This is a genomic window from Lebetimonas sp. JS085 (genome assembly GCF_000523295.1).
Lineage (GTDB): Bacteria > Campylobacterota > Campylobacteria > Campylobacterales > Nautiliaceae > Lebetimonas.
Window position 1 is genome coordinate 15,342 of the sequence record NZ_ATHR01000002.1, and the last position, 13,331, is coordinate 28,672.

The window sequence follows — 13,331 nt, forward strand, 5'->3', positions numbered from 1 at the left end:
TTTTCCTTTAACAGATTATTTTATTTCTTCCGCAATTTTTTGCAATATATAATTTTTTATCTGTTTTGTCAATAAAATCCTTAATTTTATAGTTGGAATTATACTCAACAACCCCGCCGCTTATTGTAATTTTTATATTTTTTTTGCAAAAACTTTTATTTTCAATAAATTCTCTGAATTTTTCCATTTTTATACAGGCGTCTTTTTGTTTTGTAAAAGGCATTATAATTAAAAATTCTTCCCCTCCGTATCTGAAAGCATAATCACTTTGTCTAAAATTTTTTTCCATTTCTTTTGCCAATGATTTTAAAATACAATCACCCGTTATGTGCCCATAAGCGTCATTTACTTTTTTAAAGCATACTTCATTTTTTTTGACAGGGTTAATACCGCAGATTTCAATTTCCTCTATTGAGGGTATGTTTTGTTTTAAATAAAACAGAAAGCTTTTTAATATAAGATTTAAATCATACTGTGTTAATAAATTGTGAAAGATTTTTTTAATTAATTCATCTGCTTTATTTAATATTTTTAAATCGCTTTCATAATCTCCCATCAAATACAAACCGCATTCTGTCTGGCACTGAAACGGATCGTTTGGTATCAAATAACCTACCCAGTATATATCCGGCATTATTTCTATGGGCTTAGAATAATCTATTTTCATTTATTTCCTTATATAACAGTTAAAAAATGCTTATAAAGCACTTTTTAACTGTTAATCCCCAAAGGGGAGAAAATTAATTAAGGCTGTACTAATTCTTTAAATACTGTTTTACCGTTTACAATTTGTTCTACAACGGCAGGTTTGTTAACTGGATTTCCAGTTTTTGGGTCGATTGTAAGATTTCCTGTTACAGCTTCGAGGTTTTTAGTATGCCTTATTGCATTGTTTACACATTGTTTAAATTGAAGGTTATTTTTTGTATTTGCTTTTGTGTCACATTGTTTAATTCCGTTATAAATCAATAAGTATCCGTCAGCCCCTGTTGCAGCAAACGCACTTGGAAGCCTTCCGTATTTAGCTTTAAAATCTTTAATAAATTCTTTTGATAACGGAGTCGGAGCTTTTGCTGCGTCAAAATGGTCAGTATACATTACGCCGTTTGCCGCTTTTCCAGCAAGTTTTGTAAGTAGTCCTGGGTCTGCAATCCCGTCTCCGCCCATTACAGGTGCTTTTACTCCGGCGGCTCTGAGTTGTCTTAAAAATAAACCTTCTTCAGGTGCATAAATTGGTGTATAAATAAACGCTGGATTTAATCTTTTAATCTGGGCAACTTGTGCGTTAAAGTCTTTGTCTCCTGTGTTTATAAACAGTTTTTTAAGGACTTTTCCTCCGCCTTTTTTATAAGCTTTTTCAAATGCTTTTGCAAGGCCTACTGAATAATCCTGTTTCATATCGAATAGAATTACTGCATTTTTAAGACCGTGTTCAAGGGCGTATTTCGCCGCAACAGTTCCTTGGAAATCATCTGTAAAACACGCACGTGTAAGATATTTGCTCCCTTTTGTAACCCTTGGGTTTGTGGCAATTTGTGTTACAGTCGGAGTTTTAGTGGCCCCCGCAAATCTTTTAACTGCAAGAGCCATGGATGAAGCAAGAGGTCCTTCAATTGCTACAACTTTTTCTCCGCTGGCAAGTCTTTTATAACCGTTAACAGTTTGAACTTTGTCAAATTGGTTATCTACAATAACTAATTTAATGGTATCTCCGTTTGGGAGTGTTGCATATTTTGAATGGATAAGTTTAATACCGTCAAGAGTTTTTTGTCCAAATGATGCAATAGGTCCTGTTAAAGGTTGAAGAATACCTACTTTGATTTCTTTTGCAAATAATGTCGAAGCAACTAATGCACTGAGTCCGAGAGCGATTACTTTTTTCATTTATCCTCCTTTTATGTTAAAATTCTCTAAATTATACCAAAATAACATTTTAATGACAAAGGAATTTAATGCTAAATTTAAAATTACTTGATAGGGATTTTGAAAATATTACTAAAAAACTTAAATTAAAGGGAATTAACGAAAATCTATTAAAAGAAATTAAACAACTTTTTTCCAAAAAGAAAGAATTAAAAACCAGGCTTGATAAATTATTTGAAAAAAGAAACATGCTTTCAAAGCAGATTGGAAATCTTGTAAAAGAGGGTAAAAAAGAAGAAGCTGAGAATTTAAAAAAAGAAGTGGCCGCATTAAAAGAAGAAATAGAAAAATTAAATACAAAATCCAAACAGATAGAGACTGAATTGGAAAATAAAGCATTAAATATTCCCAATATTCCGGATGATGATGTTCCTGTAGGAAAAGACGAAAATGATAATGTGGAAATAAAAAGATGGGGCAAAATTCCAGAGTTTGATTTTGAAATAAAGCCCCATGACGAACTTGGAGAAAAGCTAAACTGGCTGGATTTTAAAAAGGGCGTGAAACTTGCAAAAAGCCGTTTTACTGTGTTAAAGAGCGATGCGGCAAGACTTGAGAGGGCTTTGATTAATTTCTTTTTAAACCACAACAGGGAATACGGATTCGAAGAAGTTTATGTTCCTTTTATTGTAAACAGGGAGACTATGACGGCCACGGGTCAGCTTCCAAAATTTGAAGAGGATCTATTTAAAATAGAGGGGGAAGAGCTTTATTTAATACCTACGGCCGAAGTGCCTTTAACTAATCTTTTCAGAGATGAAATAATTGATGATTTAAGCAAACCAGTAAAACTTACGGCATATACACCGTGTTTTAGAAAAGAAGCCGGAAGTTACGGGAAAGATACAAAAGGAATTATCCGTCAGCATCAGTTTGACAAGGTGGAACTCGTTGCCATTACCCGTCCGGAAGAGAGCGATAAAATGTTTGAGGAAATGGTTGAATGTGCAAGCAGGGCCCTTGAGAAATTAAATTTGCCTTACAGGCAGGTAATGCTCTGCACAGGGGATTTGGGATTCAGTGCGGCGAAAACAATTGATTTGGAAGTATGGATTCCGTCTCAAAACAGATACAGGGAAATAAGTTCTGTTTCCAATACCAGGGATTTTCAAGCCAGACGCGGAAAAATAAGATTTAAAGACGGTAAAAAAAACCGCCTTGTCCATACACTTAATGGAAGCTCTTTAGCAGTCGGCAGGACACTTGTAGCTATTATGGAAAATTATCAAAGAAAAGATGGAACAATTGAAATTCCTGAAGCGTTAAGAAGATATTTATAAAATTATGAATGTTGAATGATGAATTATGAATGCAATAATTAAAATTCAACATCTAACATTCAAAACTTAACATTTAAAGGTAATAAGTGGCGGAAGAAGAAAATGTAATAATCATTGAAGAAGACAATAAGAAAAAAAAGAAATATTTTTTAATTATCATTATTCTTCTGTTAATTGCATTAATACTGCTTTTGGCTTTGGCTTTCGCAGTAATAAAAAAGAAAAAAGAAAATAATGTCGAAAATAAAGAAATTACAGAAATTGCCAAAAAACTTGAAAAAAAGCATATACAAAAAGACACCCTTAAAACAATAATTAAAAAAGCCGCAATTCTTTATAAAAACGGGCAGAAAAAAAAAGCCCTGGAATTATTGAATAAAGTTTCTTCTTTTTCCCAGTCTCTTTCAAATTACAATCTCGGTGTGATTAAAATGAAAGAGGGTAAATTTAATAAAGCTTTAAAATTTTTTCAAAAAGCGATAAACAATAAAGAAAATAGGGTTGTGAGTGCTATAAATGCTGCTGTATGTGCATTGAAGCTTAAAAATAAAAAACTTTTTGATTATTATATAAATTTGGCATATATTACTTTACCTGAAATTGCCAAATCAAAAAGTTATCCTTATTATTATGCCCTTGTGATGTATTATATGGGATATGAGCAAGAAGCGATTCCCGCTCTTAAAATGAACACTCCTTACAGAGAAGATTCTCAAAGGCTTTTAAGCGCAATTTACGAATATAATAATAATTTTATAAAAGCTCAGGATATTCAGAGGGCCCCTTTTTATAAAGGTCTTGATTTGGCGGAAATAGGTGAATATTCTTTGGCAAAACATTATTTGTCCATTTCAGATAAAAAAAAGGCCAAATTTGCCTTGGCTTTGGTGGATTTAAAACTTTCAGAATTTAAAGAAGCTTCAATACTCTTTAAAAATTTCGATGAAAACAATGTTTATCCTATCCGAATAAATTTAAAACCAAGTTTGTTTGACGTGAAAGTGGCACAAAAAGAGTTTAAAAACAGTTTTTTAGCTAAAAAAAGTGATTATTACGATTTGTTTTTTTATTTTGCCCCGTTTAAGGTTTACAGCCTGAACCAGACTATTGCATATTTAAAAAAGGGAATTGCCGGGATACCTATTGGGGCGATTGAAGAATCAAATTCATATCTTTCAAAAAGCGCTGTTTATTCAGGGCTGAATTTGGAAATTTCAAAAGCAATAAAATTAGCTCTAAACGGGCATATTTATCTGGCGAATAAAAAATTTCAGACACTTATAAAAAAAAGGGACACTTCTTATATTCTGCATTATAATCTTGCTTTGACTTATGCGCAGCTTGGGGATTACAAACAAGCCTATTTTCATTTTTTAAGGGCCTATCATTTGAATCCAGGTGATATGCTAAGCGGTATTTATGCACTTATGGCAGTTAGAAAAACAGGCAGAGACGATTCTAATTTACTTGCTTCTCTAAAAGAGGATTTAAACGGCAAAAATGTTTTGGAATATGGGCTTATTTCTTTAATAAACAATAATACCGTGGGCATAGCCGCATTTTTGGAAAAAAACGAAAAGCCAAATCCTCTGTGGATTTTGGCAAAACTTGCCGGTAAAGCTGTTTTAAATGAAAATTATCTTGATGAAGCATTAAAATTAAAAAGTATGTTTAACAGGGATATTATTGCAAATTTACTCTATTTTTATGCTGAGAATAAAAATTTAAGTGTTAAAAAATTAGCTCTTAATTTTCAGAGTCTGTTTCTGGAAAAAAACTGGGATATGAATGATTTTTATTACGGTGCTAAAGTTGTGAGAGACTGGTATTTTGAATTTGCCAAAATTTCCGGACTTTTAAACAAGGTAAGGTTTGATTTAGAAAAAAAAGCTAAAATAGAAAATTTTGATGTTATACCTCTTTTAAAAAGACTTGCTTTTGCAAATCTATATACCAAACATTTTGAAGAATCTTATGTTATTTACAATGATTTAATCAATAACAAAAATGTAGATGATCCTTTTACATTATACCAGGCTGCAGTTGCGGGAATAGGTGCCAATCATCATGCAAATGCAGTAGCTTTAATGGAACTTGCAAAATTAAAAAACCCGACATATTCAGAAGCAAGATACGGACTTGGACTTTTATGGCAGGAAGCCAATAACATTAGGGCAGCAAGAATTCAGTATTCAAAAATTCCTGACGGTTTTGAGAGTAAATATTTCGATTTTAATATAAAACCTCCAAATTCATACTAAATTCATCAATATATAATAAAATCTTATAAAATAAAACTGAGGAGGTAAAATGAAATTTAGTTCAAGTGATTTTAAACAAGGGCTTTTTAATAAAACTATCACAAATGAAACAAATCATGCAACAGAAGATATTAATGTTTTTGTTAAAAAAACATATCAACTTTTAGCCGGAAGTTTAATTGCCGGGGCCGTTGGTGCATATGTAGGAATGGGTTTTGTATCTAATATGATAAACCCGATAAGCGGAGGGCTTACATTTACATATTGGGGTTCTGTAATTTTGGAATTTGTTTTGCTTTTTGGATTATTGGCGGCGAAAAACAAGACACCGCTTAATTTGGTTTTACTTTTTGCGTTTACTTTTATGACAGGGTTTACATTAGCCCCGAGTTTGGCTGTTTTTATAGCAAGAAATATGGGCTATGTAATTGGAGAGGCGTTTGGTTTAACTGCTGTTGCTTTCGGTGCTTTAACTGTTTTTGCAATGAATACAAAAAAAGATTTTACCACTATGGGGAAAATGCTTTTTATTACATTAATTGTTTTAATAGTAGCAAGTATTGCCAATATTTTCTTACATCTGCCTATGCTTCAATTAATAATTGCAAGTGTAGGGGCGGTTTTGTTTAGTATGTTTATTTTATTTGACACTCAAAATATAATAAGGGGAAATGTAAGCAATGAAATAGAGGCTGCCGTTGCGCTTTATCTTGATTTTCTAAACTTGTTTATATCTCTTCTTCAGATTTTGGGATTTTTAAATAATGAAGAATAATTTGTATAGAAGCATTGATGCAAATATAAACAGGTTTAAAGAGGGTATAAGGGTGGTTGAGGATATTTTAAGATATGAATTTTCTTCTCCCCTTGCTTTTAAACTAAAAGAACTTAGACATATTAAAATTCCTGATTATGAAAAATATATAAAATACAGAGACTCAGCAGAGGATATTTTAAAAAAATCCACAAAAGATGAACTAACCCGTAAAGACTTAAAAGAGATAATTATTTCCAATTTAAAAAGAAGCCAGGAGAGTGCAAGGGTTTTAGAAGAGATTTTTAAATTATTTGATATTAATTTATCAGAAAAGTTTAAAAAAGCGAGATATTTATTGTATAATTACGAAAAAGAAATCCTCTCTCTAATAGAGAGTGAAAAGTTAAAAAATAAAAATAATTAAACTTTCCATTTTATACTTTTAATTTTTAGAAGGGGACATGGCTCAGTTGGTAGAGCACTACGCTGGCAGCGTAGGGGTCACGGGTTCGAGTCCCGTTGTCTCCACCAAATATCCATAATCACTGAAAATTCCGTAAACTCCCATTGAAAACAGTTTATTGGCTTCATTCTTAGAATTCATTGTATATACTAAAACTCTGTATTTTTTTAATTTTTCTAAAAATTTTTTTGTGACCAGTTTTTTTGAAATATGAATTGAATCTATGTTTAATGTTTTTAAGTATTCCATTGAAAAAGGCTTGTCAAAAAGTGCTGCGGTGGAAATATTGTTTTGTTTAAAAAATCTTAAATATTTGTGTTCAAAACTTGAAATTAACACTTTATTTTCAAATTCAAATTTTTTTATAGATTTTAATACTTTTTCCAAAAAGACAGGTTCATTTTTAAATACTTTTTTCAGTTCAATATTTACAGGCATATTCATTTCTTTGCACAATTCTAACGTTTCTTTAAGTGTTGGTATTTTTTCATCAGGATATATTGTAAAATTTTTTAATTCTTTCAGTGTAAATTTGCAAACTTCCCCTTTGCCGTTTGTGGTTCTGTCAATTGTGTCATCATGTATTACAACTATTTGATTGTCTTTTGTAAATGTAACGTCAAATTCTATAAAATCGGCGTTGTTTTTAGCTGCTTTGAACGCATTTAACGTATTTTCCGGATACAAAGCGCTTAATCCTCTGTGGGCACCTATAATATGAGGTTTATTAAAATTATCAAAAAAATTCATTATAATTCCTTAAAAAAGGCTTGGTTTGCTTACATTTAAAAAAATATTAAAAGAAATTCAAAAATATAAAAAAGAATTTATTACTGCTCAAATTATAGCACTTTTGGCTACACTTATCTCCATTCCTATACCACTTTTAATGCCTCTTTTAATTGATGAGGTATTACTCCATAAAGGTGGCTGGTGGATAGATTTTATTAACCGTTTCGGGAATTGCAATCCGTTTTGTTATGTGATGATAACTTTGTTTGCGGTGCTGATATTAAGGGGCTCTTTTATGTTTTTGAATATAGCCCAGGCATTTTTTTTTGAAAAAATAACAAAAGATATAACTTATAAAATAAGGTTGAGGGTAATTGAGCATTTAAAAAGAATTTCCCTTAATGAATATGAAAATTTAAAAACGGGGGATATTGCAAGCAGACTTATAAGCGATGTAAATACTCTGGAGGATTTTTTAATAAAATCGGTTTCGAAATTTGTAATTTCATTTTTGACGCTGATTGGAGTCGCTGTAGTTTTACTAAGTATTAATTTAAAACTTGGGCTTTTTATACTTTTGCTTAATCCTTTTGTTGTTGTTTTTTCAGGAAAACTGGCCAGAAAAGTTAAAAAATATAAACTTTCCCAAAATAAAACAATTTCTGTGTTTCAGGAAACTTTAATAGAAACTCTGGAACTGTTTGACCAGATAAAAGCATACAATAAAGAAAATTTTTTCTTTAAAAGACTGTTTTTACTGGCGGGGGAGATGAAGAAAAAAGCATTTGAGTTCAGCTACAAAAGCGAAGCTTTTAACAAAATGAGTTTTTTAATGTTTTTGGTGGGATATGAAATATTCAGGGCTGCCGGAATTTTGGCGGTTGCATATGATGATTTAAGTATCGGTATGATGATAGCGGTTTTCAGTTATCTGTGGTTTATGATGAGCCCTATTCAGGAAATTATAAATATTCAGTACTCTTTTTTCAGTGCAAAAGCGGCACTTGAGAGGATAAATAAATTGTTTGAACTTAAAAAAGAGCCTGTTTATGAGCATCAAAAGAACCCTTTTAGTAAAGAAGTTACTATTGAAACAAAAAATTTATATTTTAAATATAAAGAGATTCAGATTTTGGAAAATGTGAACGTGAAAATAAATCCTTTTAAGATTACGGCATTAATTGGTGCAAGCGGAGGCGGGAAAACTACATTTGCAAAAATTATTTCAGGACTTTTGGTGGCTGATAAGGGAGATATTTTATATAACAGTGTAAGTTATAAAGAGATAGGTTTAAATGAAATAAGAAAACATGTGGCCTTAATCTTGCAGGAAACTAAACTTTTTAATGACACATTAAGATTTAATTTGACTCTGGGTGAAAATTTTAGCGATGATGAAATCAAAGAAGCCCTAAAAAAAGCAGAGCTTTTAAATGTAGTAAATAAACTTCCAAAAGGACTGGATACGTTTATAGGTAAAAACGGAGTGAAACTGAGCGGCGGGGAAAGGCAGAGGGTTGCAATAGCAAGGGCAATTCTTTTTAAACCCGAAGTTGTAATTTTGGATGAATCCACCTCAGCCCTTGATATAGACACAGAAGACAGGGTTTTTAAAAATATAGAAAATTTTTTAAAACAAAGAACATCAATTATTATTGCCCACAGGGCTGAAACAATTGCAAAAGCGGATGAAATTTTAATGGTAAAAGAAAGAAATATTATAAAAGTTTCTTAAATTTATATTTTTTGCATTTTTTAGCTTAAAGTGTTAAAATACAAGGAAAAAAAGGACATAAAATGAGAAGTGATGAAGTAAAAAAAGGATGGCACAGAGCTCCTCACAGAAGTTTATTCAGAGCTACAGGACTTAAAGATGAAGATTTTGAAAAACCTTTTATTGCCGTTGCAAACTCTTTTATAGAAGTAGTTCCAGGGCACTTTTTTTTAAATAAATATGCGGAAATTGTAAAAGATGAAATTAGAAAAAACGGATGTGTGCCTTTTGAATTTAATACAATCGGTGTAGACGACGGTATTGCAATGGGGCACGACGGTATGCTTTATTCTCTGCCAAGCCGTGAGCTTATTGCAAATTCAGTAGAAACCATGATGAATGCTCATAAATTTGATGCGCTTATCTGTATTCCAAACTGTGATAAAATAACTCCGGGAATGGTTATGGGGGCACTCAGGGTAAATGTGCCTACTATTGTAGTGACAGGCGGACCTATGAGAGCTGGACATATGAAAGACGGAACTCCGATTGACCTTGCTACAGTATTTGAAGGTCTTGGTAAATTTGAAAAAGGTGAAATTGATGAGAATACTTTATACGAATTAGAATGTAATGCATGTCCGGGGGGAGGAAGCTGTTCTGGTATGTTTACAGCCAACTCTATGAATACATTAATAGAAGCTATGGGACTTGCCCTTAAAGGAAATGGAACCGTTCCTGCGCTTACATCTGAGAGGGAAGAGCTTCTAAGACTTGCGGCCAGAAGAATCTGCGAAATTGCAAAAGACGAAAAACTTTATGAACAGTATAGAATAAAAAATATTATCAATGAAAAAGCGGTTCATAATGCGTTTGTTGTGGATATGGCGATGGGTGGAAGTACAAATACGGTTTTACATATGATGGCTATTGCAAAAGAAGCCGGGGTTGATTTTGATTTGGCTAAAATTAATGAAATTGCAAGACATGTAAGCCATATTGCAAAAATTTCCCCTTCACTTCAGACAGTTCATATGGAAGATATTAATAAAGCCGGCGGGATCAGTGCGGTTATGAAAGAAATTTCAAAAAGAAGCGATGTAATACTTTACACTGATAATCCTGTAATTGAAGGCGGAAGTGTTGCCGATAGAATTAAAGATGCTAAAGTGCTTGATTATTCTATAATTAAACCTGTTGAAAAACCGTTTAGTAAAGTGGGCGGGCTTGCCGTTTTATTCGGTAATTTGGCTGAAGAAGGATGTGTTATTAAAACAGCCGGAATTGTCGGAAGTAGAAAATTTACTGGTCGTGCGGTATGCTTTAATTCCCAACAGGAGGCAATTGACGGAATTACAGGTGGAAAAGTAAAAGAAGGAGATGTTGTCGTAATCAGATACGAAGGACCAAAAGGCGGACCTGGAATGCAGGAAATGCTGGCACCTACCAGTTTAATTATGGGTATGGGGCTTGGAGACAAAGTTGCCCTTATAACTGATGGGAGATTTTCAGGTGCCACAAGAGGATTAAGCGTCGGGCATGTAAGTCCTGAAGCGGCCGAGGGCGGAATGATTGGACTTTTGAAAGACGGGGATATTATAGAAATTGATGCCGATAATTTTTCTATAAATGTAAAATTAAGCGATGAAGAAATTGAAAAAAGAAAAAAAGAATTTACCCCTATTAAAAAAGAGGTGCCAGGAAAATGGTTAAGGGAATACCGTGCCCTTGTTACAAACGCTGCTAACGGGGCGATACTTAAAGCGGATTAGTGAAAAAATATTTTTTTATTTTCTCTTCTTTTGTTTTTCTTACAAGTATAATACTGCTTTTTTTTATTGTTTTTGATTCTATAAATTATGCAAAAGCCAAAATGAATGAGGGAATTCATCAAAAAAGGATAAAAGAATATAATCTAATAATAAAAGAAAACAGAGACTATTTGTTTTCAATTGCCAAATATTTTGCCAATTATCCTTTGGTTAAAAAAGCATATAAAGAAAATAATCCTAATTTAATTTATAATGAATTTTTGTCGCTTTTTAATATTATGCATAAAAAAAATCTTATTGAGGAACTTCATTTTTTTAAATATCCCGCTGTTAATTTTTTGGATTTTCCAAACGACAATACAAAAATGTTTGATGTCTCAAAAAAAAGACTTGATATTTTAAATATAGAAACTGCAAAAAAACCTGATGTATTTTATTATATTTGTGCAAAATATCCGGGATTTAGGGCCGTCTTTCCAATAGAGGTTGATTCAAAAATTGTTGGCAGCGTTTCTTTCGCTCAAAATATAGATTTTTTAATAAACAGATTTAAACTTTTGGGGGTTAAAAAAATATCTATTCTTTTAAATGACAAACTGCTTAAATTTTCTTTAATGCCGAAATTTTATAAAAGTTATAAAAAATGCCCTTTAATTGAAAATAAATATAGACTGTTGGGGGATAAAATAGAAAAGAATAGATATTTTATTACCAAAATTGATTTAAAAGATTATTTTGGAAACGAACTGGGAAAAATAATTTTAGCCGATAGAAATGAAATAATGTTTAAAGATATTGTTGTACATATTTTAGGTTATGTTTTTATATTTGTATTAATACTGCTTATGGGATGGTTTTTTTATTTTAGAATGTTAAATTATGTTATAAAAGAGCTTAATAAAACAGATATTTATGTAAAGTTGTTAAAAAATCAGGAGTTTGACAAACTTCCTAAAACTTTTGAGGTAAAAAATGAAATTAACGCTCATCAAAAAGCTATAATAGACGCTGCAAAGGAAATAAAAGCATTTATAAATATTTTACGCTCAAAAAACGAAGAATATTACAATAAAGCTTATATTGATGTTTTAACCGGTGCATTCAACAGAAGATTTTTGGAAGAAAAAGAACATGAATTATTTTTGAAATACAAAACTTTAAAAAAACAGGTTTCAGTATTAATGTTTGATATAGACGATTTTAAAAAAGTAAACGATACATACGGACATGATGTAGGAGATATGGTTTTAAGTGAAATAGGAGAAATTGTAAGAGGGATTTTAAGAAAAGATGATATTTTTATACGTTACGGAGGGGAAGAGTTTGTAATTATTTTAGAAGATGTAAAATTAAAAGAAGCTATAAAAATCGCTGAAAAATTAAGAAAAGCCATAGAAGAGGAAAAAATAAAAATAAATGACGAAAAAGAGATAAGTGTCAGCGTTTCCATTGGAATAAGCGAATTAAATTACGAAACTGACAACAATTTGTTTGATACGATAAAACGGGCGGATGAAAAACTGTATATAGCAAAAAGAAACGGTAAAAACAGGTGGGAAGTATAATAAAAACAGCTTTAGTTATAATAAAACTTGTTATTCCTTTTTATATTTTGGCTGATGTTTTAATCTATTTTCATGTTTTAGAACATATGTCTTTTTTGTTTAAACCTTTTACGTTTATTTTGGGCTTCGATGATAAGCTTGCTTTGAGTTTGGCTGCTGGGATGCTTTTTAATATTTATGCCGGGATTGCATTTGCCGCACCTTTAAATCTTAACCCATACGAATGGACTGCCCTTGGGCTTTTTATGGGAATAGCGCATGCTTTGCCTGTGGAAAATGCAATAATGAAAAAACTTGGTATTTCTGTTTTGTATTCTACAGTTTTAAGAATAAGCGTTGCGACCTTGGCTGTTTATATTTTTAAACTGTTTAATTTTAATTTCAGCGGGGGGGCAGTTTCAAAAAATATTGAAATAAGCCACTATAACAGTTTTTTTGATATGCTTTTGCATTCTGTTTATAATGCTTCAATACTTGCATTAAAAATTATTGTTTTAATCTCAGTTATCATAATCTTTATGGATTTTATAAAAGCTAAATTTTTTAAAGATAAAAATATAAGTTCACATTTTTCAATTGTAACAGGTTTGATTCTCGGAATAACTTACGGGGCAGGAATATTGATTAAAGAAAAAGAAAAACTCTCAAAAAAAGATATACTGTTTATCGGAACTTTTTTAATGATATGTCATTCGGTTATTGAAGATACCGCCCTTTTTGCCATTTTTGGGGCAAGCATATGGATATTGATTTCTATCAGGCTGATTTTGGCAATAATTATCTCTTTTTTAGTTGTAAAACTATATAACAAATCTAATTTTTGATTTTTAAAAAAATTTTCTATTATTTTTGTGTTTTATCTTC

11 protein-coding genes and 1 tRNA gene are annotated in these 13,331 nt (G+C 31.5%); 9 read left to right on the forward strand and 3 right to left on the reverse strand.

The window, feature by feature from the left end:
- Window positions 1-7: 7 nt before the first annotated feature.
- Both DZ68_RS10540 and DZ68_RS0108730 read right to left on the reverse strand, forming a co-directional pair.
- Window positions 8-667, reverse strand: coding sequence for a GGDEF domain-containing protein (locus DZ68_RS10540; RefSeq protein ID WP_024788218.1), 660 nt, complete (start codon window positions 665-667; stop codon window positions 8-10).
- 77 nt (window positions 668-744) lie between these two features.
- Window positions 745-1,884 carry an ABC transporter substrate-binding protein gene (locus tag DZ68_RS0108730; protein ID WP_024788219.1) on the reverse strand — a complete coding sequence of 380 codons (1,140 nt, stop codon included), beginning with the start codon at window positions 1,882-1,884 and terminating at the stop codon, window positions 745-747.
- A gap of 68 nt (window positions 1,885-1,952) precedes the next feature.
- Between DZ68_RS0108730 and serS the strand changes: the two genes are divergently transcribed.
- The 5 genes from serS to DZ68_RS0108755 all read left to right on the forward strand — a co-directional run bounded on the left by serS (window position 1,953) and on the right by DZ68_RS0108755 (window position 6,752).
- Complete coding sequence (gene serS, locus DZ68_RS0108735) at window positions 1,953-3,203, forward strand: serine--tRNA ligase (protein ID WP_024788220.1); 1,251 nt, start codon at window positions 1,953-1,955, stop codon at window positions 3,201-3,203.
- Window positions 3,204-3,289: 86 nt separating this feature from the next.
- On the forward strand, window positions 3,290-5,464 hold the full coding sequence (locus DZ68_RS0108740) for a tetratricopeptide repeat protein (RefSeq protein WP_024788221.1): 2,175 nt from the start codon (window positions 3,290-3,292) through the stop codon (window positions 5,462-5,464).
- 49 nt (window positions 5,465-5,513) lie between these two features.
- Window positions 5,514-6,239 carry a Bax inhibitor-1/YccA family protein gene (locus tag DZ68_RS0108745; protein WP_024788222.1) on the forward strand — a complete coding sequence of 242 codons (726 nt, stop codon included), beginning with the start codon at window positions 5,514-5,516 and terminating at the stop codon, window positions 6,237-6,239.
- On the forward strand, window positions 6,229-6,645 hold the full coding sequence (locus tag DZ68_RS0108750; RefSeq protein WP_024791035.1) for a thiamine-phosphate pyrophosphorylase: 417 nt from the start codon (window positions 6,229-6,231) through the stop codon (window positions 6,643-6,645). The genes DZ68_RS0108745 and DZ68_RS0108750 overlap by 11 nt, the downstream gene beginning before the upstream one ends.
- A 31-nt stretch (window positions 6,646-6,676) precedes the next feature.
- A tRNA-Ala gene (locus DZ68_RS0108755) sits at window positions 6,677-6,752 on the forward strand.
- Here DZ68_RS0108755 and DZ68_RS11380 read toward each other — a convergent pair.
- The gene (locus DZ68_RS11380; RefSeq protein WP_084023942.1) at window positions 6,703-7,434 is read right to left on the reverse strand and encodes a glycerophosphodiester phosphodiesterase family protein; all 732 of its coding nucleotides are present in this window, start codon (window positions 7,432-7,434) and stop codon (window positions 6,703-6,705) included. The genes DZ68_RS0108755 and DZ68_RS11380 overlap by 50 nt on opposite strands.
- A 25-nt stretch (window positions 7,435-7,459) precedes the next feature.
- On the opposite strand from DZ68_RS11380, the gene DZ68_RS0108765 reads away from it, so the two are divergent.
- From DZ68_RS0108765 to DZ68_RS0108780, 4 genes are all read left to right on the forward strand, one after another.
- Window positions 7,460-9,151: an ABC transporter ATP-binding protein gene (locus DZ68_RS0108765; RefSeq protein WP_024788225.1), complete on the forward strand. Its 1,692-nt coding sequence runs from the start codon at window positions 7,460-7,462 to the stop codon at window positions 9,149-9,151.
- Between the two features lie 62 nt (window positions 9,152-9,213).
- Window positions 9,214-10,902, forward strand: coding sequence for a dihydroxy-acid dehydratase (gene ilvD / locus DZ68_RS0108770; protein ID WP_024791036.1), 1,689 nt, complete (start codon window positions 9,214-9,216; stop codon window positions 10,900-10,902).
- Window positions 10,902-12,467, forward strand: coding sequence for a diguanylate cyclase (locus tag DZ68_RS10545; RefSeq protein ID WP_024791037.1), 1,566 nt, complete (start codon window positions 10,902-10,904; stop codon window positions 12,465-12,467). The genes ilvD and DZ68_RS10545 overlap by 1 nt, the downstream gene beginning before the upstream one ends.
- Window positions 12,455-13,291, forward strand: coding sequence for a hypothetical protein (locus DZ68_RS0108780; protein WP_024788228.1), 837 nt, complete (start codon window positions 12,455-12,457; stop codon window positions 13,289-13,291). Before DZ68_RS10545 ends, DZ68_RS0108780 begins: the two co-directional genes overlap by 13 nt.
- The last annotated feature ends 40 nt before the right edge of the window (window positions 13,292-13,331 follow it).